Below are 25,518 nucleotides of genomic sequence, written 5' to 3' on the forward strand. Positions count from 1 at the left end.
CGGGCGTGTCGCCCGCGTTCGTTGGACGGGTGTAGGGCCGGTGCTCGCGCCGGCCGCACACAAGGCTTGCCCGCCTCTCTATGTCGTCTGCGGCCATACCGCACTGCCTCTCAGCTTCGCGACTCTTCGCGCCCTCGCGGGTCCCCATTCATCCTGCCTCTCGGCTCTGTGTCCCTCTGTGAACTCTGTGGTTAAAAAACCGCGTCCCGCAGGCCCCGCCGCGGCCGCCTCATCGGTCCCTCACGCGGGTTGCGCGACCCAGCCGAAGACCGCGATCCAGTGACAGACGCTGCCCGCCAAGACCCAGAGGTGCCAGACGGCGTGGTGGTAGGGCAATTTGCGCCAGAGATAAAAGACGGTGCCGAGCGAGTAGCAGGCACCACCGGCGATGAGCCAGGTGAAGCCGCCCGGCGGCAGCTCGGCGATCAGCGGTTTGAGCGCGATCAACACCAACCACCCCATCACCAAATACACGCCGGTGGAGAGCAGTTTAAACCGACCGGCGAACCAGAACTTCAGCGTCACGCCCGCGACCGCCAAACCCCACACCACGCCAAACAGGCTCCAGCCCCAGGCGCCGCGCAGCGTCACCAACATGAAGGGCGTGTAGGTGCCGGCGATGAGCAGAAAGATCGCGGCGTGGTCGAACTTGCGCAGTCGGCGCCGCAGCGCTTCGCCCGGCAGGGCATGGTAAAGCGTCGAGGCGGTATAGAGCGCGATGAGCGTCGCGCCGAAGATCGCACAACTCGTCACCTGCCACGCGTCGCCGCCGTTGGCCGCGGTGACCAGGAGCACCACCAAACCGGCGATGCTCAGCAGCGCCCCCACCCCATGGGTGAGGCTATTGGCCCAGGTTTCCCCCAACGTCTCAGTCGCCTGCATGCCGCGCACCACAACAGGTCGCACGACAACCGCCAATCCTGTTTCCCGGCGGGTGACGGATTAACCGCGGACCCTCCAGAGGCGGGCCAGTGACGCGAAGCCGGGCGGCACGCGCCGAACACACGCCGTCTTTAACCACTACCGAGTGCAGCGACACTTGAGGAACGCAGTGACGAAACAATGGACACAGATAAACACAGATCCGAGAGGCAACGCGCCGGAATTTAATAACCGCGAAGGGCGCGAATAAATGCGAAGCCGAGGGGCAACGAACCGATCCACGGCAGGTTTTTAACCACTGATAAACACGGATTGGGTTTCTGATGTAGCCGCGGCCGTGTCGGCCGCGTGACGCGCCTAAGCCCAACGATCTTTAAAACCGCAGAGAGCGCAGAGAAACGCAGATGGCCGGGAGGCAGGGTGGGTATTTGTTCACCGCGAAGAACGCGAAGAGACGCGAAGCCGGGAGGCAATGACGGGAATCTTAATGTAGGGCCGCATCCTGCAGAGGCGGGCAAGCCTTGTGTGCGGCCGGCGCAAGCACCGGCCCTCCACCCGTCCAACGAACGCGGGCGACACGCCCGCGGCTACAACCTGACCAAAATGTAGCAGCGGCCGTGTCGGCCGCTCCCCGTTGCCTCACCCCCCAGCTCCCTCCTTGGCTCCCTTTGCTACCTTGGTGTAAGTCCTCCGCGTTGCCTCGCCGCCCAGTTCACCAGATACCAGCACCGAGCCGCCAGCGCCCAGCCACCAGCCAGCCTCTTTGCTGCCTTGGTGTAAAAAACCTCCGTAGAAAAGGAGACTGCTCCGTCACAACGGATCGGATGCCCAGCGGAGCTCACGTTCGCGCAACCGCGCCAAGACGTAGGCGCCATCCGTGTAATCCGCCAACGCCAGCACCTGACGCAGGTGTGCCAGCTCGGTCTGCTCATCGCCCGCGACGCGGGCCTGCGTTGCGATCACCCAATGGGCTCGCGACAGGTCGCGACGGTTCCAGTCCTTCACTTCACTTGCGCGGCCATGGGCGTATTCAAGCATCGCAGCGGCATCCAGTTCGCCCCGCAAATACAGCAGGGTGGCGTCAGATTGGGATACAAAGGGTTCACCATTCTTATCCGGAAAACCCTGATAGCGTTGCCATTGCGGCAACAACGATCGGTCCGGTTTCTCGGCCAACTGCATGGCGAGATGCTGCAGCGCGTAGCACCATTCATCGTCTCGACTGCCCAGTCGCAGGGCAGCGGCAAAGTCGGCTGCAGCTTCCTCAAATTGCCCCCAGGCAAAAAACAACAGGCCACGTGCCAGCACCGCCTCATCCGTCACCACACCATCGATGCGGCTCAGGTTTCCACCGTCCACCAGCACACTGACGCTGGCGTATGCCTCCTCCACCCGCCCCGTGCCAGCACTCGCCCAAACTCCCATCAGCGGTTTTTCCGGATCCGTTATCAAAGTTTGGTAGAGGCGACGGGCGTTCTCAAAATCGCCGGCCTGCAATCGTTCCAGCGCCTGCTCCTCGCTCGCAGCGACGATGCCGCGGTGTTCCCGCTGAATCGGCAACGCCTTTAAGCCCTGCTCCGCCAGCCGCGCCCGCGCCCAGGCCTTGGGGGACTCAAACGGCACGAACTCGATCTCTACGACACCCGATTCCGCCCTCTCCGCCGCCAATTTCACCAACAGCTCGAGCGGGAATTCGCGCCCCTCGCCTAACAGGAGTTTGTGCGTCGCGGCGGACACGTCCTCAAATTCACACAGCAGGTGAGCTTCGCCGAGATCCGCCACCCGCGCCGGATCCAGCTGCGCCCTCGCCACCTCCAGCGCCAGCTTGTCCGGCCCCGCCGGCCACACCTCGCACAGATGTGCGATCACCGGCAGCGCCTCCGTTCGCTGCCACGAGGCCAGCCGGAGAGCCACCCGAACCAACACCCCCGGATAGGGGAAGCGCACCTCTCGCGGATTGCGCACCTCCTCTTCGATCGGAGGAGCTGGTGCGTTCTGCTCCCGCAACCACTCCAACATGATCCCCGCGAGTTTCTCTTCGCCGGTATTCAGACAGGCCTCGATCACCGTGGCGGCATCTTCGGCATCACGCGCTTCGATGTCCCGCCACAGGTCCCTCACCAGTTCCTGCCACAACGCATCCCCCATGGCCTCTCCCAAGGCACCTTCGTGGCCGCTCAACGTGAGCAGATGAACCGCCGCGCCGAGCCTCAACGGAGATTCATGATCGTCGCTCCGCAGACCGTCCACCGCCGCCTCCAGCACCGCCGGCGATACGCCCTCCAAGGCCTCCCCGATCGCCCGAAACGGTTGGCGACTATAAGCCCAAGCCGACAGGTGTCCCTCCGTGGCTTGCCAGTGCAGGGCTCTCCACAAGGTGTGCACACTCTCGACCGAATCGCCCATTGCCTCATAGAGGCGTTCGCCAAAATCACGTCCCACTCGCTCCTCGATGCTGATCCCCCGGGGAACCAGGGTCCGCACCGGCTCGGGAAACACCGCGAGAAACTCCGCCCAGTGGGCATCGCGGACTGCTTCTTCCAGTTTCTCCCGATCGCGCCGCTCCACAAAATAGGGAAAGCCGATCTCCGCGAAGCCCGCCCACAAGCTCGCCTCTGCTTCTCCCGCCAATTCCAAGTCACCGCCCCACGGAGCCGATTCACTGCGCAGTCGAAAGAGGTGATGCTCGGTAAAACCCATCACAAACTCCTCCTCCCGATAAAACTCCACCAGCGTAGTGCCGATGCACAGACAGTGCCCCCCGTCGCCCGTCGGTTCGAAATGTGCAACCAAGGTTTCGATCGCCGCCCGGTCGGTCTTATCAAACAGCACCGGCATCGACCCGTCGGCGGAATCGAAATCCATTTCCCGCACCACCACTCGATTCGCCGGTTTCAGCGTCTCCGCCAACGCCGCTTTAAAGCCAGCGGGCGTCGGTGCTTCTCCCCGGGCAACAAACGCTAGAGTCAGGGCCAAACACGCGAACAACGCAGGTTTCATCACCGCCAACAAGTAGACCAACTCGCAGGCCGAGCAAGCGAACGGTGGTGAGAGAGCCGCGAGGCAACACGCTGGGACTTCGCTAGTGTTTAACCACAGAGTTCACAGATGAGCACAGATGGCGGGGAGGCTGTGGCCGGGGGGCAAGGCCCCGGAGTATTCACTTAACGCCCTTCAGATTCAGACTGGTCATCGTCGTTCTCGTTCAATTCCGCGAAATAAAGCGCAACCGCGCGGTTCGTCGACAGGTAGATGGTCGTCAGGAAACCAACCGTAAGGAAAACGATGACTGCCTGCCACGCCTGTGAGAACGCGGCCCCCACCGCCATCACGGCTCCCATCCAGACACCGCTCCATTGAGAGCGCTGACGACGCATGATCAAACCACGGGCACATAGCCCAGCGGAAAGTCCTACCAGGGCACCAAAAGGTCCCGCGCCCGACGCCCAAAACTCGCGAAAAGTGATCTCCACTCCGTCCCGGCGAAAGGTAGCGAAGGGGTTCAATGCCATGAGGAGCATAAACGAAAACAACAGGCAGAAATATACCATCAATGTGTAACCCCACGGCGCGGCGAACGGCAGGGCGCAGAGATTACGTATGAGGTTTTTCATTACAGCACTAGTCTACCCCACTACTTGACTCCTGCAGTCTGCCTCCGGTCACCGAAAATGAGCCCCGTAAACCAAAAACTCAGGACCAAACACGCGAACAACGCAGGTTTCATCACCGCCAACAAGTAGACCAACTCGCAGGCCGAGCAAGCGAACGGTGGTGAGAGAGCCGCGAGGCAACACGCTGGTATTTATTGACCGCTAAGAAACGCGAAGCCGGGAGGGAACGTAGCTGCGTTGGAGCGCAGCGATCCCGCGTCTACGGGATGGTCGACTCCGCCGGGCCACGCTTTCGCCTTCGGCTCAAACGCAGCTACGTCCAGGGAAGCACCCAGTTACCAGCCACCAACCACCGGGCCACGCATTCAGACGTGCCCAATGTGGCCGCGGCATCCTGCCGCGGGAGCACTGCCCCTCCGCCCTGGACTAATCGGTCAACCTCACCGGCCGATCACCGAGGGGCAACGCAACGCGCCGAGGCTGGAAGCCTCGCCCACGCCTCCGTAACTGAGCTCGCCGTCACAACGCGGCCACGCTTTCGCCTCCGGCTCAAACGCAGCTACGTCCACAGTCCTCAGCGATTAGCCATCAGCATTCAGCCCCAGTTCCTAACACCTAATACCTAATACCTAATACCCATCCACCCAGCCCCCATCTTCGCTCCCTTTGCTACCTTGGTGTGAATCCACCGCGTTGCCTCACCGCCGGCCCTCCAGTCCCCCCATCACCCAGCTGCCCAGTATCCAGCCCACCAGCAGCCCGTCGCGGTTCCTTATTTCACCTGCTTAATCCTATGGCTTGCATTTCAAACATTTGTTTGAATTGTTCGCGGCATGGTCTCCACCAACGATCGTGTTGAGGAATCCGCCACGCCGCCGACGGATCGCCGGGAGCGGCGCGGGTGTCGCACGCGACAGGCGCTCGTCGAGGCCGGACTGGAGTTGTTCGGCGAATACGGCCTGAAGGGCACCACCACCCGCATGCTCTGCGAGGCCACCGGAGCCAACGTCGCCGCCATCAATTACCACTTCGGCAACAAGGACGGCCTCTACCTCGCCGTGATCGATTACATCATCGGTCGCCTCCAAGCCCACATCCGCCCGACCGCCGAGGCCCTCGTCACCGAGGTCTCCGCCGCCAACAACGATCCCGCCGCCGCGCGCCGCGCCTTGCTGCGCCTGCTCGATCACCTCGCCGATCTCATGGTGCAGTCCGAGGAGATCCGCCTCTGGGCGCTCATCATCGTGCGCGAGCAATCCCGCCCGACCCCGGCCTTCGATCACATCTACGACCAGTGCTTCAAACGGGTGCAGTCGAAGCTCCTCTTCCTACTCGGCACCGCCACCGGCATCGATCCCACCAGCAACGAAGCCAAAATCCGCGTGCACGCCTTCTTCGGCCAAATCCTCGGCTTCGCCGTCAGCCGCGAAAGCCTCCTGCGCACGCTCGGCACTCCGGCTCTCACCCCGGCGCTCGTCACCTCCATCCGCCAGGTGCTCCACGCCAACGTCGAGGCCTGCCTCAACCTGCCCGTGCTTGCCGACGCCGACACCGACTCCGCTGCCGCTACCCCGTCCTCTTCCGCCTCCCCTTCTCCTGCCGCATCCGCATGACCCCGCCGCTTTGCTCGCTTTCGCCGGTCCTCCTCGCGCTCGCCTCCGTGGCCTTCGTCGCGGGCTGCACCGTCGGCCCCACCGCCGAACGCCCCACCCTGCCGACGCCGCCACCCGAGGCCTTCGTCAACGCGCCGGCACCGGCCCCCGAGCCCACACCCTCCGCCCCCGCCATGACCCGTTGGTGGACGCAGATCGACGACCCGGCCTTCGCCGGCTTGGTCGACACCCTGCTCGCGGCCAACCTCAACCTCCAGCAGGCCACCGAGCGCGTCACCCAAGCCCGCGAGCGCCTCAACGCCACCCGTGGCGGCAACCTCGCCGCGCTCTCCGCCGGCGCCGACGCCCGCCGCGCCTTCACCACCAACGCCGCCGGCGACCGCGTTTACACCGAAACCTACGCCGCCGATCTCAACGTTTCCTGGACTCTCGACCTCTTCGGCAGCCGCCGCCGCGCCATCGAGGCCGGCACCGCCACCTTCCTCTCCGCCGCCGCCGAGCAGGAGGCGCTCTCCCACGCGCTCATCGCCCAACTGCTCAACCGCCGCGTCGCCATCGCCGTCAACCAACGCCTGCTCGAGCTCGCCCGCGAAAACGCGTCCAACCGCGAGCTGCTCCAGGATCTCGTGAGCCGCCGCTACGAACTCGGCGCGAGCGGCGCCACCGCCAGCGACGTTTACCTCGCCGCCGAAAACGTCTCCACCGTCCAGGCCGACGTCCCGCTCTACCAACGCCAGCTCGCCGCCGAGCTCTACCAACTCGACGTCTTGCTCGGCCGCACGCCCGGCACCACCGCGCCCACCCCGCGCGACTTCCCGCTGCTCACGCCGCCCGCCGCCCCCGCGCCGCCCGTGCCCGCCGCCCTGCTCGACCGCCGCCCCGACCTGCGCGCCTCCGAGCTGCGCGCCCGCGCCGCCACCGCCAACGTCGGCATCGCCCTCGCCGACCTCTATCCGCAGCTCACCCTCGGCGGCTCGATCGGCGTCGCCGGCCCCGAACTCGACGACCTGTTTTCGACCGACCAACTCGTCGGCTCCCTCCTCGGCAGCATCACCCAACGGCTCTTCGCCGGCGGGGCCCTGCGCGCCAATCTCCGCCTGCAGGAATCCGCCGCCCGCGAGCTCGCCGCCGCCTACGCTAACGACGTGCTCGACGCCCTCCGCGAAGTCGAAACCGCCCTCCAGGCCGACCGCGAACTCGACCGCCAGCTCGCCGCTCAAACCCGTTCGCTGGAGGCCCTGCGCGCCGCCGAACGCCTGGCCGCCGAGCGTTACCGCAGCGGACTGCAACCGCTGCAGTCTTACCTCGACACCCAGCAACGCCGCTACCGCACCGAGCAGGCCTGGCTGCTCACCCAACAAGCCCGCTGGACCGCCCGCGTAAACCTCCACCTCGCCCTCGGCGGCACCTGGTTCGACCCCGAACCCTGAGCCGCGAGGCAACTCCCGCACCCAAAACCACAGAGTTTTTATCAACCGCAGATCACGCAGAGAGACGCAGATAACCGAGAGGCAACGCGCTGATTCCACGCAGTTTTTTAACCACAGATGAACACGGATAAACACAGATCCGAGAGGCACCGCTTAGGATTCTTATTTAACCGCAGATGACGCAGAGAAGCGCAGATAACCGAGAGGCAACGATGGGATCGAGTTTCCCAGTAGCTGCGAGATGGCCGCTCCACCGAGCCACGTTTTCGCCTTCGGCTCAAACGCAGCTACACCCTTTGAGTCCCCCGCCACCCACCACCTAGCCACCAGCCACCGCCCCGGTCCTTCGCTCCCTTTGCTACCTTGGTGTTAGAAAAACCAGCGCCCCAATCCCCAGCCCCCAGCAGACCAGCAACCCAGTCCCTACCACCTAGCCCCCAGCTTCCAGTCCCCAGCACACCAGTTTCTCATGAGTTCCTCCAAACGTTCCGGTCTCATCCAGCTTGTCGCGGTCATCGTTTTTGTGGTCGTGGCCTTTGTCATCAATCGGCTCATGCAGACGCACTACGAGCCGGCCGGGCGCAATGGCGGCGGCACGCGTGCCCTGTTTGTGGATACGGTCACCGTCGATCCCGCACCCTACCAACTGGTCTTCGCCACCACCGGCACTGTCCAGGCCCGCACCGAGATCAACATCGTGCCACAGGTGAGCGGCCGCATCGTCGCGGTCGACCCGGCCTTCTATGAGGGCGGCGCCTTCACGTCCGACACCACGCTCTTCCAGGTCGATCCGCGCGACTACGAACTCGACACCCAACGCCTCGCCGCCGAGGTCGCCCGCGCCCGCACCGCCTTGCAACTCGCGCACGCCGAGGCCGCCGCCGCGGTCGCGGAGTGGTCTCAACTCAACCCCGACCAACCCGCGCCCGACCTCGTCGCTCGCCGTCCCCAACTCGCCGAAGCCGAGGCCAATCTGCAGGCCGCCCAGGCCGCCCTCGGCAACGCCCAACTCGCCCTCGAACGCACCCGCTACACCCTGCCCTTTGCCGGTCGTGTGCTCGCCAGCCGCATCGCCCCCGGCCAGTTCGTGCAGGCCGGTCAGAGCTACGGCAGCGCCTTCGACCTCGCCTCGCTCGAAGTCGTGTCCTCGCTGGAGGGCCGCCAACTCGAGTGGTTGCTCACCGCCGCCCGCGCCAGCATCGAGATCACCGCCACCCACCTCGGCCAGACCCGCACCTACCCCGGCGAACTTCAACGCAGCGCCGCCCGCCTCGACCCCACCACCCGCTTCGCCACCGTGCGCTTCGGCTTCCAGGACGATCCCGCCGACCTCGTGCCCGGCGTCTTCACTCGCGTCACCATCCACGGTCCGCAGCTCGACGGCATCAGCGAAATCCCCGCCAGCGCCCTCCAACAAAACGGCGTGGTCTGGCTCGTCGCCGCCGACCAAACCCTGCACGCCCACCAGCCCGACATCCTCTACGCCGACGGTGACACCCTCGCCCTGCGCCACCTGCCCCCCGGCGCCGTGGTCGTGACCAACCGCCTCGCCGGTGCCGCCGAGGGCGCCACCGTTTCGCTCAGCAATGACAGCGACAGCGATGCGGCTGAAAGCGCCGCCGCAACCGCCACCACCGAGCCCTCCGCCCCCTCCCGCTGATGGCCTCGCCCGACGATTCCTCCTCGGCCGCCCCGGCCGCCCCCGGCCACCCCGCCGAGCACCGTCCCACCGGGCTCATCGCGTGGTTTAATGACAACCACGTCGCGGCCAACATCCTCATGGCCTTCCTGGTCATCGGCGGACTCGTCAGCGCGCTCAGCATGCGCACCGAGACCTTCCCGTCGATCGACCCGCGCGTCATCACCGTGACCGTGCCCTACCCCGGCGCCACGCCCTACGAGGTCGCCGACTCCATCACCAGTCGCATCGAGGAGGCCGTGCAGGGCATCGAGGGCGTCAAACGCGTCACCGCCACCGCCGCCGAGGGACGCGGCGTGGTGAGCATCGAACTCAAGGACTTCGCCGACGCCGACGATGTCTACAACGAGGTCGACACCGCCGTGAACGGCCTCACCGCCTTCCCGCCCGCCGACGCCGAGCGCCCCATCGTGGTCAAGGCCCGCCCCACCCCCAACGTGCTCACCCTCGCCATCTACGGCGACGCGCCCGAGAAGACCCTGCGCTTCTGGGCCGACACCATTGAGGACGAACTCAAACAACTGCCCGGCGTCGCCCTCACCGACCTGCGCGGCATTCGCGACTACCAAATCTCGATCGAAGTATCCGAAGAAAAACTACGCGACTACGGCCTCTCCCTCGCCGCCGTCGCCGAGGCCGTGGGCGCCGCCTCGGCCGACATCCCCGCCGGCACCGTCGAGTCTGCGCAGGGCGACATCCTGCTGCGCGTGCAGGAGAAGCGCTACACCGGTCCCGAGTTTGCCACCATCGCCATCCGCACCCTGCCCGATGGCTCCGTGCTGCGCCTCGGCGACATCGCCACCGTGCTCGACGGCCTCGAGGACTCCAACCTCACCAGCCGCTTCAACGGCCACCAGGCCGCCTTCATCGACGTGAAGCGCAGCGAGACCGAGGACACCCTCGCCGTCGCCAACGCCGTGAAGGCCTACCTCGACACCCTCTCCCTGCCCACCGGCGTGAACCTCAGCCTGCAGCAGGACGACACCACCGTGCTGCGCGACCGCATCTCGCTCATGGTGCGCAACGGCCTGCTGGGTTTCGTGTTGGTGTTTCTCATCCTCATGCTGTTCCTCGATCTCAAGCTCGCGATCTGGACCAGCGCCGCCATCCCCGTGTCGTTTCTCGGCGGCCTCATGCTGCTGCACCTTTTCGGCGTGAGCATCAACATGGTGTCGCTCTTCGCGCTCATCGTGGTGCTCGGCATCGTGGTCGACGACGGCATCGTCACCGGCGAAAGCATCTTCGAAGCGCAGGAGGAATTTAAGGGCGAAAAATACGCCGTGCTGCGCGGCGTGCGCGCCATCATCGCCCCGGTCACCGTGGGCGTGCTCACCACCATGGCGGCCTTTGCGCCCTTGCTCTTCAGCACCGGCACGCTCGGCCAGATCGTCAAAGTCGTGCCGGCCGTCGTCATCGTTATCCTCTTCGTCTCGTTGATGGAGGCCTACTTCATCCTGCCGGCCCACCTCTCCAGTCCCACGCGCTGGAGCCGCGGCATCATGGCGCGCATGCGCGACGGCGTGACCACCCTGCTGGGCAAGTTTGTGAGCGGACGCGTCGTGCCGTTTGCCGAGTTCGCCATCCGCCATCGCTACGCCACCTTCGCCGCCTTTGTCGGCATCGCCATCATCACCATCGGCATGGTGCGCGGCGGCATCGTGCGGTTCATCTTCTTCCCGCAGATCGAGGGCGACCGCATCAGCATCAGCCTCACCATGCCGCAGGGCACGCCGTTTGAGGTGACCGAGCGCACCATCACCGCCATCGAAGACGCCGCCTACGCCGTGCGCGATGAGGTCGAGAGCGAGGCGGGTCAGGCGGCGTTTGAAAGTGTGTCGGTGAGCATCGGCGCCGTCGCCGGGCAATCGATGGGACCGCGCTCCAGCGGCGGCAGCGGCTCCGGCGCACACCTCGGGCAGGTGAACATCCAGCTCCTGCCGTCCGACTACCGCAACTACGCCGCGTCCGAGATCGAAGCCATGATCCGCGAGCGCGTGCACGACCTGCCCGGCGTGGAAACGCTGGAGTTTCAGAGCTCCCTCATCGGCGGTGGCGCCGACATCGAGATCGAGCTGAGTCATCCGCTGGAGGAGCGCCTCAACGCCGCCGCCGAGCGCCTCAAGGTCGCGCTCGAAGGCATCGAAGGCACCATCAACGTCGCCAACAGCTACCAGCCCGGCAAAACCGAATACCTGTTCCACCTCACGCCCGAAGGCCACGCCGTCGGCCTCACCCCGGCCGAGTTGGGCCGGCAGTTGCGCACCGCCTTTTTTGGGCAGGAAGTGCAACGCATCCAACGCGGCAGCTCCGAAGTGATCGTGTATGTGCGTTACCCCAAGGCCGACCGCGAAAGCCTCGCCACCCTGCGCGACACGCGCATCCGGCTGCGCGACGGCCGCGAAGTGCCGCTCAGCGCCGTGGCCACCATTGAGGAGCAAATCGGCTACTCGCAGATCAACACCGTCAACGGCCGCCGCATCGTGAGTGTCACGGCCGATGTCGATGCCGCCATCACGACGCCCAACGACGTTATTGCCTACCTCAACGCCAACACCCTGCCCGAGCTCAAAGCGCGTTTCCCCAGCCTCGCCGCCAGCTTCGAAGGCGAGACGCGCGACCAGGCGCAGGACCTGCAGAGCCTCGCGCGCAACATGATGATCGCGCTCATGTTGATCTACATCATCCTCGGCGCGCAGCTGCGCAGTTACCTGCAGCCCTTCGTGATCATGTCGGCCATCCCCTTCGGCGTGATCGGCGCGATCCTCGGCCACTTCGTGCTAGGCTACGACCTCACCTTCATCTCGCTCTTCGGCATCGTCGCGCTCACCGGCGTGGTAGTGAACGACTCGGTGGTGCTGCTCGACTACATGAACGCCTGCCGCAAGCGCGGACAGGGCCCGTTGGAGGCCGCGCTCGCCGCGATCCAACGCCGCTTCCGTCCGATTCTGTTAACGAGTCTCTCCACCTGCCTCGGCCTCCTGCCCATGATGATGGAAACCAGCCTGCAAGCCCGCTTCCTCATCCCGATGGTGGTGTCGCTCGCCATGGGCATCGTCTTTGCCACCCCCATCATCCTCATCCTGGTCCCCTCCCTCATCATGGTCCTGGAAGACCTAAAACGCCTCACCCGCAAACTCCTACCGGGAGCGTAACGGCAAGGTGAGGCTGGACAGGGTTGGGTTGGTTTTACATAAGGAAACCAAGGGAACGGAGCCATGAATAAGACCGTGAGGCAGAGCACCCAGTCGACGCGGAGGACGCAATGATGCCAAACCTGCATGTTCGCCTTCGTGTCCGTCGAATCAGGTCAACTTCAAAATAACCCCTTTCGCCTGCCCTTATTCGATACAATTGGGAATTGATCCTACTATGATTTTTTAGCTATCGAATCACCGCAGAAGCTAAATTCGGACTACCCCATCAACACATAGAAACGCCGCATTCTGCAATAATCTGGCGCTCAATAGCGAATAGAATTGTCGAGGAATTATGAAAGATTCTCACATCAATCTCTGCCTGATCGCCATCCTCATCATAGTGAGTGGCCTTATCCTAGACTTCAAAGCGTCATCGGCCGAACTTGAGTTTTCGCAAATCTCCCGTTTTGGCGAAGCTGGAGAGAAGATCGTCGAAAATGTTGTTTCGGTGCCAAAAAACGCACGAATCCTAACATTCGTGGCTAGCGCCTTAAACGCCTCTGGAATTTCTATACTAATCTCAATACTCGTGATTAGCCGCGTCGAGGAATCCCAAAAGGATTCACTCAACAGAGAGCTATTCTCCAGCGTATTCAAAAGAATGATCCCAGAGGAGCTGTTTACCGTCATATACGATGACATCCTCAGATCACCGGTTATCCAAAGAGATTCACATTGGCATCTTAATTACAGTATTCTCGCAGACTCCGATATACTATTAACCCGCACCGCAACTTACACGCTTCACAATATTTCCAATCAGCCATTTGAAGATAGCATGAAAAGCATGTTTGTAAAAAAGGCTGAACATGAAAGTATTGGCTTGGTTCGCGCTCAATGGAAAAGCAATGGCATCGTTGTCGTAGATTACGACGCAGAGAAACCCGGTATGGACAAAGGCGTGGAAAAATCCGAACAAGGTGGAAAGACCTATCTTTCGTATCCTATTTCAATTCCTGCGGGTGGTCAGGTTTCAGCCACTCTTGTTATAAAAAGCACATCTAAACGCGGCGCAAACGATGCAATGTTCGGAAATCGCCCCATTATGGACCTGCGAGTGACTGCGAATTTCCCAGAACGGATGAAATTCTCCTACCATCCATCAACATCATCTAAAATAGAGTGTTTGGATTCCGGGAGCACCTCAGCGAGCTTAAAAGCATGCGGTGCCATCCTCCCCAAACAGGGAATAATATTTATGTTAGAACCGACGGAAATTACTGTTACCGAAACTGAAAAACCTGAAGTCACCACACCGCCCTCCGGACCATCCACCCCTTAGAATCTCTCCCAAGCTACTGACTGCCTCGAAAAATACGCCGCCCCCCCCCCTTCTAAAGAACCTCATGGCAGCGATTCCAATCAAGCTTAACAACAGGGTAATCTACGTCCAAAAAAGCATTGGGGCTCCTGTTTTCGGGGCCTCTACAGTTCTAGTGGATGACACTTGGGATTTCGTTGGAATGTGGCTAAGACGACACTCAACAAAAGAAAGTGTATTTTATTGGAACCAGGCTCGTGATTTTTATGAAGCAACACAGAGTCTCGCAAAAACCGCAAAGCCCCTAACCGCATACTACAGTGCACTAAATGCTACAAAGGCACTGCTACTAGCGCACCGGATTCCCCACTCCCCCTACCATGGAGTAACAGGGAAAGCCCTCCCTGGAAAAACCTCACTTTCAAACGAACAGGTAGGAATGCGCGCAAATGGTGTTTTCGGCGCCCTATCCGACTATTTTTCTGAACCAAGGCCCGACACGGGATTCATCAGTTTAAAGGACATACTATACAATCTCACTTACCTTCATCGAGCCTACACTGTTACCTACACAAGCGAGCCTGAACTTTTCATCCCTATAGATAATCCTCATTTCGTCAGAAAAGCACAAGCCTCCGAAAGCTGGTTTTGTTGCGAAATCGCAGGAAGAAGATTCACCAGACCCGCGACCCTAAATACACTAGACGGTTTTGAAAACGACCCCTACTACAATACGAAAAAAACTGTCGTCCGCATGAAAAAGCGATTCAGGTGGAAGCATGGAGGCTCGAAACACGACAACATCGCACGCCTTACGACCTACCACAAAAGAGTCCGGAAACATTTATTTTATATCGCAGGATCGACTCGCCTTTGGTATATAAAGAGAAATAGCGACCCAACGGGATTCATCAACCGATCTTCTTCTACTCTCACTTTCGCGGCACTTCACCGCATAAGCGAAATCGCCCGCTACCGCCCAGACAGTCTACAAAAGCACTTTGAGTGTAGGCATAATTGGTTACTTTCCGAATTTATAAACGGATCACTAACTCAATACATTGATGAAATCAGTTCCGAGATAACAGGGGCCGACTTCATGCCAACAAGAATCAGGACGTAACGCTGCCTCCAACTCGTTCAACCCCGTAAGGGGGCCAAAAGGAATCAGGCAGCCAAAAGGGGCAACCGCTAGGGGTCATGTCGTCACCTGTCTACATTTTCAGGAATTGAAAGATCGCTGGCAGATCGTAGATACCTAACGACATAACTTCTTTTTCCGCCCTATTCTAGAGCGCAACGGTGTCCGGGCATAGGGTCATAAGTAACTTTCCAGTCGTTGTTTAAATAGTAGCCGGACGGGGTCATAGCCGGACGGGGTCAATAGCCGGACGGGGTCATGTCGTCACTTTGTCAGCATCTCTGGTTCATCTTCACCAGCGCGAGCGCCACTGGAACCCATCCCTGCACCTTCGCTGCCCGTAGGTTCGTGACAGCGTAAGCTCTCCGCGTTTAAACCCTCGGGCATGACGCTGGTCACTACCCTCAACTTCTCCGGGCGCACGGCCGAGGCTTTGGCATTTTATCAGGAGGCCTTGGACGCGGAGGTGTTGTTTTTGTTGCGCTTTGCCGAAAGTCCGCTGCCGCCAGCGGCGCGGGAGGGTTTGGATGATCTGGTATTTCATGCCACCTTCCGCATCGCGGACACCGTGCTCATGGCGAGCGATGTGGGACACACGCCCGGCCAAGCCGCCGTGTCGTTTTCGGGGTTTTCACTGGCGCTGCGGCTCCAGTCCGTAGAGCGCGCCCAATCGTTTTTCGCCGCCCTGCGCAAAGGCGGAGAGGTGGTCATCCCGCTGGCGCGTTCGGAGTTCACCTCCTGGTATGGCATCGTGATCGATCGCTTCGGCATCTCGTGGAAACTCAACGTGGACGAGGCCGAAAACGCGTGAGGCATGCCTGGGAGGACGTAGAGAAGTCACGTCGTTACATCGTTACACCGGTCAAATACCGGACCCTCCACACCAGCCATGCTTCACACTACAGTCGGACCTTCTTGACGCCCTACCACCGAAAGATCTGTAACGCTGTATCGAAATGCCCCTGCCGCCCTCCCCACTCATCGTTGTCGTCCATAGATTCCTAAAATGAAAAATTTCAAAAGGATTTTTGCATTAACAGCATTGATGATGGCTTTCGTGACACAAGCGCGAGCACAGGCCTCTGATGTAATTGAGGCTGAAATTATTGATGGTGTTTTTATGTCGCTCCCACAGGGAGTAAGCTTTGAAGTCGAGTCCCCCATTCACGATTTCAAAATAGTCACCTTTCATCTTAAAGGTGATAAATTATGTAAGGCATATTTTGGAAATCACCCTAATTTCCCGAGTAAAAGGCCTTCCTCAGCGGCGAAGCACCTTCAAATCGGAGCATTTGACTTATCATACATAGAGGACGACACGGGCATCGTTGAAATGCTTGTCACACTGGAAGATGTTGAGTGGTGGCCAAAGAATATTCACATCGCGCTATTCGAGAATAGTGAATCCGCGCGAGATATCGTATTTCATATGGTAAAGAGTATCCGCATTGATCCGGGTAGCCGCATGGGGTCATGTCGTCACATTGTCAGCATCTCTGGATCATCTTCACCAGCGCGAGCTCCACTGGAACCCATCCCTGCACCTTCGCTGCCCGTAGGTTCGTGACAGCGTAAGCTCCCCGCGCTTAAACCCCTCGGGCATGTCGTTGGTCACTACCCTCAACTTCTCCGGCCGCACGGCCGATGCCCTGGCGTTTTATCAGGAGGCTCTAGGTGCGGAGCTGTTGTTCTTGATGCGCTTTGAGGAAAGTCCGCTGCCACCGGCAGAGAGGGAGGGTTTGGATGATCTGGTATTTCACGCCACCTTCCGCATCGCGGATACCGTGCTGATGGCGAGCGATGCGGGGCACAGGCCCGGCCAAGCCGTTGTGCCCTTCTCCGGGTTTTCACTGGCGCTGCGGCTTCAGTCCGTTGAGCGCGCCCGATCGTTTTTCGCCGCCCTGAGCAAAAGTGGAGAGGTGGTCATCCCGCTGGCGCGATCGGAGTTCACCTCCTGGTATGGCATCGTGATCGATCGCTTCGGCGTCTCCTGGAAACTCAACGTGGACGAGGCCGGGATCGCTTAAGGTATACCTGGGAAAGCCGATCAGTTTCCCCGGGGCGTGAGGCACGCCAGATCGGGCATGTCGCCCTATGTCTACAATTACAGAATTCAAAGAATCGCCATCCCTGTTTTGATATATGACGACACCACCGTGCTTGTCGCCATTTTGCGCGTTACATGCTTAGGCCAGGCCAATTGTAATCGTTATTTTACAACCAAATGAGATCAGATAAACTTCTCTTGGATTTCCAATCCATGCTGATGGCCAATAATCGCACTATTGGCGCTCAATTTCGACCGGGGCTCTCTCGTGAGTTTGTCGAAAGGAAATTGAGTGCCACTAAGGGCGACCCAGCTTCCGTCGCTGAATTGTATACATGGCATGACGGTGTTAATCCTATCGAAAGGCAGGTCGATGGCGTTGTGGAAATCTCCTATGATGGGCTCGGGTATATTCCTAATGCTGAATTTCATCATTTGAGTTTTGAAAGCGCCTGTGGCCATTTCGCCACCTGGAATGAAGCATCAAAGCATCGATGGGAACTGCGCGAAGGTAATGGTCGCTACTTTCCTTTCTTGTGGGATGGTTCTTCGCGTTATTTTTTGCTAGATTTGAGGGCGCGCGGAACGCGCGAGGTTATTTTCTTTGATAGTGACAATGATGAGTCCCCTTACCGTTTCGCATACAATAATTTAGCCGCATTCATCGAGGATGTCATGCGCGCATTCAAAGACAGTAGCTGTATCGAAGTGCTATCCTGAAACCGCCGCCTCAGGCAGCAGCCAGAGGCAGCCAGATGGGGTCCGCAGCCCAAAGGGGTCATGTCGTCACCGGTCTACATTTGCAGAAATCGAACAGCTACGTAAATTTTGTAATTTTCTGCTTTAAAAGCTCTTAGTAATTCCTTGCACCAACGCAGCGCGAGCAAGCTCGCAGCCTACACCGGGAGGCACGGGGAACGACGCGGCCGGGGACGTCCGCGTCCACCTTGCCACCGGCTTTTACGTCCGTCGCACCACATGGGTTTTCGTTAGAATATCAATAAAGGAACGCCCCCTAAACGCCAAGACAGTGAGGCTATTCAAGAAGAGGAGCGACATTAAAACAAAAATCACCCCATCGAAATACGGATGACTTAAACCTAACCGCTCAGTTGAGCCCGCGCTTTCGGATTCCGGGGGATAGAAGGTGATCAATAAGAAATACGCGAGATATGGCAGGGATCTTAAGAATAGCCGATAGGTGGATGGTCGGCCACCGGCTTCCGTTGCGATTTTGATGCGAAACAGAATCCAAGCCGGGGACCCCCGATATCTAAAATAGAGAAGATATTGAATGCAAACGAGTGCGACCGCGAGGGAATCCAAGAAGGCCTCGTTTGATATAAGCAGGGAAGCTTCGGTAAATTCTTCCGATAGAGTTTTAGGAACGGATATCGGCAACCCCCCTAGAACCAGATTCAGAAAGCCTGCACTAATCCGCTCCGGAATGGTTATCGGCCTGTAGGGTTCAGTCATCGGGGAGATCTTGCACAGATGGCAGCGTAGCTGGGCCAAATCGTCAACCGCCCGCGGTTACTGGAACTGAACAATCGCCAGCCCCTCATGGATCCCGACCAGGGGAGCGCGAGCGAGCTCGCGGCCTACACAGGGAGGCACGTGGAACGACGCGGCCGGGGACGCCCGCGTCCACCTTGTCACGCGCGCGGCAGAGTTTTGCCACGTCAGCTCTGGCGGCAGGTGCCAATCGATCGCAACAAGCTGAGCTATTCGGCTGATTTTGAGGACTTTGCTTAAGTTCTCGCCGATTTCACCGATGGGAGGGCACGCGCTGCCCAGAAGCTGGGCGCGTTTGCCGTATAAGGATTCGTTCAACGACTCGCCTCCCATCCCTATGAAACTTCGCCTCCTGCCGTTACTCGCCCTCATCGTTTCCCCCGTCTTCGCTCAATTGACGGTTTCGTTCACCCAAAGTGGTGCCGACGTCACTGTGGACGTAAACGGCAGCATCGACCTCACCGGGCTGACCGCTGGAGACCAAGACCTGGCCTATGCGCCCGAACAGATCTACCTCGGGGCTTTTGATTACGTTTGGATTTCTTCGGCCGTGGGCACCTACGACACCTACACGCTGCCTTTCGGCTCCTTCGCCTCGAGCGGTGGGTTTTCCATTCCCGGCCCCTCCACCTACTATACGCCTGATTTCGTGGCCGACGTGGGCATCTGGGGCACGCTCGGGACCGACACCCTCTATGTGAACGGCGACTACGTCTCGGGGGCGTCCGTAAACCTCAGCACCTCCATCCTCGGCACCACCTTGGCCGACATCGGCATGGTGGCCGGTGAGTCCCTCACCCTGAGCTGGTCCGACGGCACCGGCGGCTCCATCACCTTTGCCGCCCTGTCGGCGGTCCCGGAACCTTCCACCTATGCCATGATCGTCGGCGTCGCCGGTCTGGGCTTCGCCGTCTGGCGCCGGCGCCGGCGCGGGGCTGCCGCCTAGGTCGTGCCCTGCTCAACGACTCCGCCCTTGGCGGCTTGCAAGGCGCGTTGCGGCAATGCAGCATTGCCGCATGACAACAACGCTTCCTCTGTCCAAACGTGGCAGCCTGACCCTGCCGCCCGAAATGCGACGCAGGATGGGACTTGATAAGCTTCCCAACCCGCTGGTGTTGGTGGAGGAGCGCGACGGCGGGCTCTTTCTGCAGGCGGCTGTGGCGATGCCCGTGCGTGATCTGCCGAAGGAGCAAATTGAGGCGTGGATATCACGTGACGAGGCAGACATGAAAGCGTTCAACGCCGCCAAGCCCGCGAAGAAAGGGTGAAGCTATTCCTGGACACGAGTGTGCTTTTGGCGGCATGCGGATCTGCGTCCGGTGCGTCGCGATTCCTCATTCGCACCAGCACCTCGTCGTCATCCACCTGGGAGCTGATCAGCTCCGCATACTGCGCCGAAGAGACGGAACGAAATCTGGCCAAGATCGGCCGTCAGGCCGCGACGGTTTGGACACGACAGATCAGCCCCGCCGTGCAGTTCGTTTCCGCGGGAATGGCCTTGGACAAACCTCTGGTCTTTCCCAAAGCGAAGGATCGGCCGGTCGTCATCGCGGCGCTGGAGGTTGGGGCCGATTGGTTGCTTACCCTCGATGAGCATGACCTCCAAAAGAAACTCGGACGCGAAGTCTATGGCGTGACCATCGCTACGCCTGGCGAGTTTCTACTCGAGCAACGTGCCCTGGGGATGCTGTGAGCACGCAATAATCACCTTGCCGAGCGACGTGGGCCGGAGCGCAATCTTGTCGTTTCCACAGCCCCTTTCTCCCCTGCCTCTCTGATCGGTTTTGGCTCTTTCCACCAAGAAGCGTATCGCCCGGATTCTTAGTCTCGGGTCCCTCGTCGTCGGCATTGCCTGTGCCGTGATTTATGTGCCCTGGACCGGGCTTTGGCTCTGGGTCCAGCCGTTGCCCGATACGGTTGCCGAACAGGTGGCGGATGCGACCGACTTCGGCATGGACGGGATCATCGTTTACGTGGATCGCGGTGGTCAGCCGCCGGCGTATTATGCTGCCGGGGTGAGCGACCGGGACTCGCAGGCGCCGCTGGATCCACACGGGTTGTTCAAGATCGCCAGCATCAGCAAACTCTACATCGCCGCCGCTGCGACCAAGCTGGTGGTGGCCGACCAACTGTCGCTCGATGCCACCCTCGCCGAGCTGTTGCCCGACCTGCGCGAGCGCATCGCCCACGCCGACGCGATCACCGTGCGTATGCTGCTGCAGCATCGCAGCGGCATTCCCGATCTGATCTGGGACGCGGACTTCCCCTGGCATCAGCCCTACACCGACAACCGCCAGACGCTCGAACTCGTCCTGGACGAACCCGCCGATTTCGCGCCGGACAGCGACTGGGCGTATTCGAACACCAACTACTTGTTGCTCGGAGAAATCATGGACGATGCGCTCGGCTACGATCACCAGCGCTATATCCGCGAGCGCCTGCTCGCTCCGCTCGGCCTCGAGCACACCTACGGCCGCATGGACGACGTCGACCCGGCGACCATCGCCCAGGGTTACGACACGCACTACGAAGGTGGCGTGCGGCATCTCAACTTCACCTTCCCCGGCAGCTCCATGGTGGCGACAGCGCAAGACGTGGGACGGTTCCTGCGCGCGCTCCATGACGGCTCGTTGCTGAGCGAGGAGGAGCAGAGCGTCTACCGTTCCGTCTACGTGTTTGAGCACACCGGCCTGATCCCGGGTTATTACAGCATTGCCCGCTATCATGCTGACATCGACACGGTGGTGATTCAGTTCGTGAATACCACTGGCGGTGAATCGCTCTCCGTCGCCGACAACCTCTACAACCGCATCGTGCGCATCCTGCGTCGCCCTGAATCCTGACCATGAACCCCGTTGCCCTGATCAATCTCCTCACCGGTCTGATCGCCGCCTTGTTGGCCGTGCCGCTGATCCGGCAGAAAGTGAAGATGAACCACTGGTATGGCGTGCGCACGCGGGCGACTTTTGCGTCGGATGAAGCGTGGTATGAGATCAATCGCTACGGCGGCTGGAGCCTGCTCGGCTGGGGGCTGGTCATCGCGGCGACGGGCCTCGTCGGCTTCGCAATCCCGGAGCCGTCGTGGAACACCTACAACCTCATCGGCGTAATCATCACCCTCCTCGCCCTCGTGGTCATGGTGATCCTCACCCACCGCCACACCCGCGACTACGAGCGACGCACAAAACAAGTTTAACCAACGTTCATTGTGGATACTCAGGAACTCTACGAATTTGCGGACCGCGAAATCAGAATCGGAACGCATGACCGACTGATCATGGCACAGGCCAAGGAAGCGTCGGGTGGCGTGGATGCGGTGACCCGGCAAAAATATTGGCAGCTGCGGGCCGACGCCATTCGAACGAAGGCCAAGGAAAACCCCGGCGTTCCCGACGATCTTTACTTTAGAGAGCTCGTAGCGCGAATGAACCGCGAAGAGGGAGGGCGGCGACTGCGCGCAAATCTCGTGGGTTGGATGTGGGTGCTCGTTTGTTTTGGCAGCTTCTGCGCTGCGGCGATTTTCTTCTGGGCAGCGCGCTCCTCGTTCATACACAGCCGAGACTCGGTCTACACCTTCGGCGGCGCTGGCGTGGGCTTCCTAGTCTTGGCGATCATCGCTTACGTCGTCACCAAACGCGACGCTGGCGAAGACCCGTTTGCCGATTAACCCAATCCTAAGGGGTCAATCTTATATTCTTGAATTTGTGATCCGACCGACGGGCGGAGAGGCAGGGTGGAGGGTCACAGAGAGCACGGAGGTGGCACAGAGGCCACTGAGCCGAGAGCAAACCTAAGGGGTCAATCTTATATTCTTGAATTTATGGGTGCGTGAACGGGCGAATAGGCAGGGGTGCTGGGTCACAGGGGCCGAGAGGCAGGGTTGTTTTAACGCAAAGACACAAAGGGCGCTAAGGGCGCTAAGGCCTGACGACGGGCGGAGAGGCAGGGTGTTGGGTCACAGAGAGCACGGAGGGCAACACAGAGGTCACTGAGCCGAGGGGCAGGACTTTTTAACGCAGAGATCGCTGAGGTTTGACTTGGTTTTTCTGTGACGGATTAGCTGGTTGGGGAGCCACTCGCTCACGCTCGTAGCTACAGGGTGGGCCTTCTGTAATACCTGCGGTGTAGGCCGGTCAGGCGCGGCGCAGGTGGCGGCGGCGCATGACGGCGAGGCCGAGAGCAAACCTAAGGGGTCAATCTTATATTCTTGAATTTATGGGTGCGTGAACGGGCGAATAGGCAGGGGTGCTGGGTCACAGGGGCCGAGAGGCAGGGTTGTTTTAACGCAAAGACACAAAGGGCGCTAAGGCCTGACGACGGGCGGAGAGGCAGGGTGTTGGGTCACAGAGAGCACGGAGGGCAACACAGAGGTCACTGAGCCGAGGGGCAGGACTTTTTAACGCAGAGATCGCTGAGGTTTGACGTGGTTTTTCTGTGACGGATTAGCTGGTTGGGGAGCCACTCGCTCACGCTCGTAGCTACAGGGTGGGCCTCCTGTAAAACCTGCGGTGTAGGCGGGTCAGGCGCGGGGCTGTTGGCGGCGGCGCCAGGCGGCGAGGCCGAGGGCGCAGGCGCCGAGCAGGGCGGCGTAAGTGGAGGGCTCGGGGACGGCACTCAGCGGGGCTCCGGTGATGCCGGTCGTCGCGAAGTTATCCACGTAGTCGAGGATGTTGCCGGTGTTGTTGCCGCCCATGAAGGCGTGGGCGCTGGCGTCGTTGGCGATGCCGGAGGTGAGTCCGGCGAAGAAGGTGCCGCCGTTGATCAGGTCGACGCCGAGGTTGCCGTTGGCGTCGGACTCACGCACGCGGAACTGCATGCCGTAGGTTTCATCAAACTGCCAATCGTAGGTGAGCTCGAGGTGATACCAGGAGTTGGCCTGCATGGCGGTTTCGAAGGTGCCACCGGAGTGGTTGAACGCGCCTTCACCGTGGACCTCAAACTCTCCGCTATCGGGGTTCACGCTCACGCCGAGGTAGTCCGCCCCGGAGGGGAACACGATGCCAGCCTGCGGCGTGTTGGCGGTGATGCCGATGGCAATGTAACCGGCGTTGAGCACATCGGTGGTGCGGATGTAGAGGGAGATGCTGTGATCGGTGTTGCCGGCGTAACTGGATCCGAGGGTCCAGAGTTGATTGTCGGCGATCGCGGGCATGGCGACAGCGCCGCTGTTGCCGAGTCCGCCGGTGGCCGACTCTGACCACAAGTTGGACGCAGCGGCCGTTTCAAAATTCAGGTCGAGGTGGCCGGTCGCGTCGAAGTCGACTTCGTATTGCGCGCGACCGGCCACAGCGGTGATGACTAGGAGCAAAGGCAGGGAGAATCGTTTCATGATAAAGAGGGGAACGGGTTGGCGATCAGGCGGTGGTTGCGGTGGAGGTCACCGCTCGAAAAGAGGTCCGCTGACGGCGGCGGTGCCAGACGGCGAACCCGAGCGCACCGGCCCCAAAGAGGGCGGCGTAGGTGGACGGCTCGGGCACGGCGCTCAGGCCGTTGACGCTCGCGTTGAAACCACTGGCGGCGAGCACCTCGAGGCCCTCGAAGCCCTCCACTTCCTCCAGGTCCCACACCATGTTGGCGGAAAACGCATTGCTGAAGTCGGTTTGGCCATTGCCCAAGGTCTGGCGCGTTCCCTCCATCAGGTTGGCGATGTCGTAGTCGTAAACGTTGGGGTTGAAGTCGCCGAGCAACATGCCGAGTTCGATGGTTTCGCCGACCACCGCATCGACAGTGATGTTGAAGTTATAGAGATCGGCTTCAGCACCCTGCCCGTTGACGTAGGTCACGGTGTTATCGAACTGAGTGACGCCATCGATCACGGCCTCCTCCACGAATTCGTAGACCGTAACTTCATAATCCAACGAAAAGCGTTCGTCGCTGTAGGTGTGGCCGAGATAGCCCGGAACCGGGTCGCGCTGCTGCACGGTGAAGGTGAGCCAATTGCTGCCGGTCTGGAACTTCACGGCATCGGTGCGCGCCCACACGTCGATGGTAAGGGCGAGGTTGAGTTGCACGTTGGAGCCGTTGGCCAAACCGCTGTTGCCAGAGTTGACCGTGAAGGTGTCGAACACGCCAAACGCATAACGCGTATCGAGGCTGATGCCGCTGCCCAGCCAACCGTTGTAGTCGGTGCGGCTTTGCACCGTGAAGCGCCCGGCTTCGGGGTTGAGGTCCCACGACGTGGTGTTGGTGGCCTCGGCCGTATCGCCCTCAAAAGTGGTCGAGCGCGTGAGCACATGGTTGCCCACCACATGGCCGACATCGTCGATCACCAAGGGCGTGCCCTGGCCGGTGGACGGATTGCCCAAAACGATCTGAGTGGCGGTCTGCGCGTTGGCCCCTGCAACGAAGAGGGCGGCGCTGCCGAGCAGAGACGGCAGCAGGCGGGCAGGAAGGCGGCGGCGTAAGGACATGATGGTGGCAGCGGAGGGCGACGGAGGGTGCGGGCAAACGACGCCCCCACTCTATCGCCAACCGCCTGCACCGGAAATCGTCCGCCGGGATGAGATCGGCCTCATCCCTCGGGTTGAGCCCGGAGCCTGGCCGTGCGGCGCAGCGGGCCGAGGGGCACTGCGGAATTCTACAGAAGGAAACGAAGGGCACCAAGGCCGAGGAGCAGGCGGGGTTTCCGTCACAGAGTGCACAGAGGGGACACAGAAGGCACGGAGGCCGAGAGGCAGGGCTTTTTAACGCAAAGACGCAAAGGTCGCTAAGGTCGCAAAGCTCGTCCGACGTGGTCAGCGGGCCGCGGGGCACGGCTAGGTCTTACAGGAGGAAGCAGAGAACAACAGAGCCGAGAGGCAGGGCTTTTTAACGCAAAGACACAAAGGGCGCGAAGGGCGCAAAGCCCGTCCGGCGTGGTCAGCGGGCCGAAGGGCACGGCTAGGTCTTACAGGAGGAAACAGAGAACAACAGAGCCGAGAGGCAGGGCTTTTTAACGCAAAGACACAAAGGGCGCTAAGGGCGCAAAGCCCGTCCGACGTGATCGGCGAGCCGAGGGGCACGGCGGTATTCTACAGAAGGAAACAAAGGGCACTAAGGCCAAGGGGCACGGCGGGGTTTCCTCACGGAGTGCACAGAGGTGCACAGTGAAGGCAGGGAGCGGAGAGGCAGGGCTGGTTT

Annotated in this window: 22 protein-coding genes; 16 read left to right on the forward strand and 6 right to left on the reverse strand. The window is 60.7% G+C overall.

What is annotated here, in order from left to right:
• Positions 1–240: 240 nt before the first annotated feature.
• The 3 genes from trhA to K1X11_RS14200 form a co-directional block, all read right to left on the reverse strand.
• Entirely contained in the window at positions 241–882 is a 642-nt protein-coding gene (trhA, locus tag K1X11_RS14190) for a PAQR family membrane homeostasis protein TrhA (protein ID WP_221031694.1), read from the reverse strand.
• Between the two features lie 810 nt (positions 883–1,692).
• Positions 1,693–3,858, reverse strand: a complete 2,166-nt coding sequence (locus K1X11_RS14195; RefSeq protein ID WP_221031472.1) for a hypothetical protein — start codon at positions 3,856–3,858, stop codon at positions 1,693–1,695.
• A 188-nt stretch (positions 3,859–4,046) separates the two neighbouring features.
• Positions 4,047–4,496 carry a hypothetical protein gene (locus K1X11_RS14200; RefSeq protein ID WP_221031473.1) on the reverse strand — a complete coding sequence of 150 codons (450 nt, stop codon included), beginning with the start codon at positions 4,494–4,496 and terminating at the stop codon, positions 4,047–4,049.
• 833 nt (positions 4,497–5,329) lie between these two features.
• On the opposite strand from K1X11_RS14200, the gene K1X11_RS14205 reads away from it, so the two are divergent.
• The 10 genes from K1X11_RS14205 (at position 5,330) to K1X11_RS14250 (ending at position 17,604) form a co-directional block, all read left to right on the forward strand.
• Positions 5,330–6,109: a CerR family C-terminal domain-containing protein gene (locus K1X11_RS14205; RefSeq protein ID WP_221031474.1), complete on the forward strand. Its 780-nt coding sequence runs from the start codon at positions 5,330–5,332 to the stop codon at positions 6,107–6,109.
• A complete protein-coding gene (locus K1X11_RS14210) occupies positions 6,106–7,539 on the forward strand; it encodes an efflux transporter outer membrane subunit (protein WP_221031475.1) in 1,434 nt (477 codons plus the stop codon). The genes K1X11_RS14205 and K1X11_RS14210 overlap by 4 nt, the downstream gene beginning before the upstream one ends.
• Before the next feature lie 469 nt (positions 7,540–8,008).
• Positions 8,009–9,199 (forward strand): efflux RND transporter periplasmic adaptor subunit, encoded by a 1,191-nt coding sequence (locus K1X11_RS14215; RefSeq protein ID WP_221031476.1) that lies wholly within the window; start codon positions 8,009–8,011, stop codon positions 9,197–9,199.
• Positions 9,199–12,390, forward strand: a complete 3,192-nt coding sequence (locus tag K1X11_RS14220) for an efflux RND transporter permease subunit (RefSeq protein WP_221031477.1) — start codon at positions 9,199–9,201, stop codon at positions 12,388–12,390. The genes K1X11_RS14215 and K1X11_RS14220 overlap by 1 nt, the downstream gene beginning before the upstream one ends.
• 337 nt (positions 12,391–12,727) lie before the next feature.
• Entirely contained in the window at positions 12,728–13,717 is a 990-nt protein-coding gene (locus tag K1X11_RS14225; RefSeq protein ID WP_221031478.1) for a hypothetical protein, read from the forward strand.
• Between the two features lie 64 nt (positions 13,718–13,781).
• Complete coding sequence (locus K1X11_RS14230; protein ID WP_221031479.1) at positions 13,782–14,819, forward strand: YaaC family protein; 1,038 nt, start codon at positions 13,782–13,784, stop codon at positions 14,817–14,819.
• Positions 14,820–15,222: 403 nt separating this feature from the next.
• Positions 15,223–15,648, forward strand: coding sequence for a VOC family protein (locus tag K1X11_RS14235; protein ID WP_221031480.1), 426 nt, complete (start codon positions 15,223–15,225; stop codon positions 15,646–15,648).
• Between the two features lie 195 nt (positions 15,649–15,843).
• Entirely contained in the window at positions 15,844–16,404 is a 561-nt protein-coding gene (locus K1X11_RS14240) for a hypothetical protein (RefSeq protein WP_221031481.1), read from the forward strand.
• 40 nt (positions 16,405–16,444) lie between these two features.
• Complete coding sequence (locus tag K1X11_RS14245; RefSeq protein ID WP_221031482.1) at positions 16,445–16,864, forward strand: VOC family protein; 420 nt, start codon at positions 16,445–16,447, stop codon at positions 16,862–16,864.
• A 233-nt stretch (positions 16,865–17,097) separates the two neighbouring features.
• Positions 17,098–17,604, forward strand: coding sequence for an SMI1/KNR4 family protein (locus tag K1X11_RS14250; protein WP_221031483.1), 507 nt, complete (start codon positions 17,098–17,100; stop codon positions 17,602–17,604).
• 240 nt (positions 17,605–17,844) lie between these two features.
• On the opposite strand, the gene K1X11_RS14255 is transcribed toward K1X11_RS14250, so the two are convergent.
• Entirely contained in the window at positions 17,845–18,360 is a 516-nt protein-coding gene (locus K1X11_RS14255) for an RDD family protein (protein WP_221031484.1), read from the reverse strand.
• A 376-nt stretch (positions 18,361–18,736) separates the two neighbouring features.
• Between K1X11_RS14255 and K1X11_RS14260 the strand changes: the two genes are divergently transcribed.
• The 6 genes from K1X11_RS14260 (at position 18,737) to K1X11_RS14285 (ending at position 22,066) form a co-directional block, all read left to right on the forward strand.
• Entirely contained in the window at positions 18,737–19,345 is a 609-nt protein-coding gene (locus K1X11_RS14260; RefSeq protein WP_221031485.1) for a PEP-CTERM sorting domain-containing protein, read from the forward strand.
• 70 nt (positions 19,346–19,415) lie between these two features.
• A complete protein-coding gene (locus K1X11_RS14265) occupies positions 19,416–19,667 on the forward strand; it encodes a hypothetical protein (protein WP_221031486.1) in 252 nt (83 codons plus the stop codon).
• Positions 19,668–19,687: 20 nt separating this feature from the next.
• A complete protein-coding gene (locus K1X11_RS14270; RefSeq protein WP_221031487.1) occupies positions 19,688–20,092 on the forward strand; it encodes a hypothetical protein in 405 nt (134 codons plus the stop codon).
• 91 nt (positions 20,093–20,183) lie between these two features.
• The gene (locus tag K1X11_RS14275; protein WP_221031488.1) at positions 20,184–21,242 is read left to right on the forward strand and encodes a serine hydrolase domain-containing protein; all 1,059 of its coding nucleotides are present in this window, start codon (positions 20,184–20,186) and stop codon (positions 21,240–21,242) included.
• Positions 21,243–21,244: 2 nt separating this feature from the next.
• Positions 21,245–21,595 carry an SdpI family protein gene (locus K1X11_RS14280; protein ID WP_221031489.1) on the forward strand — a complete coding sequence of 117 codons (351 nt, stop codon included), beginning with the start codon at positions 21,245–21,247 and terminating at the stop codon, positions 21,593–21,595.
• Positions 21,596–21,607: 12 nt separating this feature from the next.
• Positions 21,608–22,066, forward strand: a complete 459-nt coding sequence (locus K1X11_RS14285) for a hypothetical protein (protein WP_221031490.1) — start codon at positions 21,608–21,610, stop codon at positions 22,064–22,066.
• A gap of 852 nt (positions 22,067–22,918) precedes the next feature.
• Here the strand turns inward: K1X11_RS14285 and K1X11_RS14290 are convergent.
• Together K1X11_RS14290 and K1X11_RS14295 are read right to left on the reverse strand one after the other, a co-directional pair.
• Positions 22,919–23,728, reverse strand: a complete 810-nt coding sequence (locus K1X11_RS14290; protein WP_221031491.1) for a PEP-CTERM sorting domain-containing protein — start codon at positions 23,726–23,728, stop codon at positions 22,919–22,921.
• A gap of 25 nt (positions 23,729–23,753) precedes the next feature.
• Complete coding sequence (locus tag K1X11_RS14295) at positions 23,754–24,809, reverse strand: PEP-CTERM sorting domain-containing protein (RefSeq protein ID WP_221031492.1); 1,056 nt, start codon at positions 24,807–24,809, stop codon at positions 23,754–23,756.
• Positions 24,810–25,518 lie beyond the last annotated feature (709 nt).

Origin of the sequence: Actomonas aquatica (genome assembly GCF_019679435.2) — a bacterium.
GTDB classification, from domain to species: Bacteria; Verrucomicrobiota; Verrucomicrobiia; order Opitutales; family Opitutaceae; genus Actomonas; species Actomonas aquatica.

What these genes read in the sequence shown, in the direction of transcription:
- K1X11_RS14225 (WP_221031478.1), top strand. Translation starts at nt 12,728, where the DNA reads ATGAAAGATTCTCACATCAATCTCTGCCTGATCGCCATCCTCATCATA.
- K1X11_RS14230 (WP_221031479.1), top strand. Translation starts at nt 13,782, where the DNA reads ATGGCAGCGATTCCAATCAAGCTTAACAACAGGGTAATCTACGTCCAA.
- K1X11_RS14260 (WP_221031485.1), top strand. Translation starts at nt 18,737, where the DNA reads ATGAAACTTCGCCTCCTGCCGTTACTCGCCCTCATCGTTTCCCCCGTC.
- K1X11_RS14215 (WP_221031476.1), top strand. Translation starts at nt 8,009, where the DNA reads ATGAGTTCCTCCAAACGTTCCGGTCTCATCCAGCTTGTCGCGGTCATC.
- K1X11_RS14220 (WP_221031477.1), top strand. Translation starts at nt 9,199, where the DNA reads ATGGCCTCGCCCGACGATTCCTCCTCGGCCGCCCCGGCCGCCCCCGGC.
- K1X11_RS14290 (WP_221031491.1), bottom strand. Translation starts at nt 23,728, where the DNA reads ATGAAACGATTCTCCCTGCCTTTGCTCCTAGTCATCACCGCTGTGGCC.
- K1X11_RS14265 (WP_221031486.1), top strand. Translation starts at nt 19,416, where the DNA reads ATGACAACAACGCTTCCTCTGTCCAAACGTGGCAGCCTGACCCTGCCG.
- K1X11_RS14240 (WP_221031481.1), top strand. Translation starts at nt 15,844, where the DNA reads ATGAAAAATTTCAAAAGGATTTTTGCATTAACAGCATTGATGATGGCT.
- K1X11_RS14200 (WP_221031473.1), bottom strand. Translation starts at nt 4,496, where the DNA reads ATGAAAAACCTCATACGTAATCTCTGCGCCCTGCCGTTCGCCGCGCCG.
- K1X11_RS14205 (WP_221031474.1), top strand. Translation starts at nt 5,330, where the DNA reads ATGGTCTCCACCAACGATCGTGTTGAGGAATCCGCCACGCCGCCGACG.
- trhA (WP_221031694.1), bottom strand. Translation starts at nt 882, where the DNA reads ATGCAGGCGACTGAGACGTTGGGGGAAACCTGGGCCAATAGCCTCACC.
- K1X11_RS14280 (WP_221031489.1), top strand. Translation starts at nt 21,245, where the DNA reads ATGAACCCCGTTGCCCTGATCAATCTCCTCACCGGTCTGATCGCCGCC.
- K1X11_RS14295 (WP_221031492.1), bottom strand. Translation starts at nt 24,809, where the DNA reads ATGTCCTTACGCCGCCGCCTTCCTGCCCGCCTGCTGCCGTCTCTGCTC.
- K1X11_RS14255 (WP_221031484.1), bottom strand. Translation starts at nt 18,360, where the DNA reads ATGACTGAACCCTACAGGCCGATAACCATTCCGGAGCGGATTAGTGCA.
- K1X11_RS14250 (WP_221031483.1), top strand. Translation starts at nt 17,098, where the DNA reads ATGCTGATGGCCAATAATCGCACTATTGGCGCTCAATTTCGACCGGGG.
- K1X11_RS14210 (WP_221031475.1), top strand. Translation starts at nt 6,106, where the DNA reads ATGACCCCGCCGCTTTGCTCGCTTTCGCCGGTCCTCCTCGCGCTCGCC.
- K1X11_RS14235 (WP_221031480.1), top strand. Translation starts at nt 15,223, where the DNA reads ATGACGCTGGTCACTACCCTCAACTTCTCCGGGCGCACGGCCGAGGCT.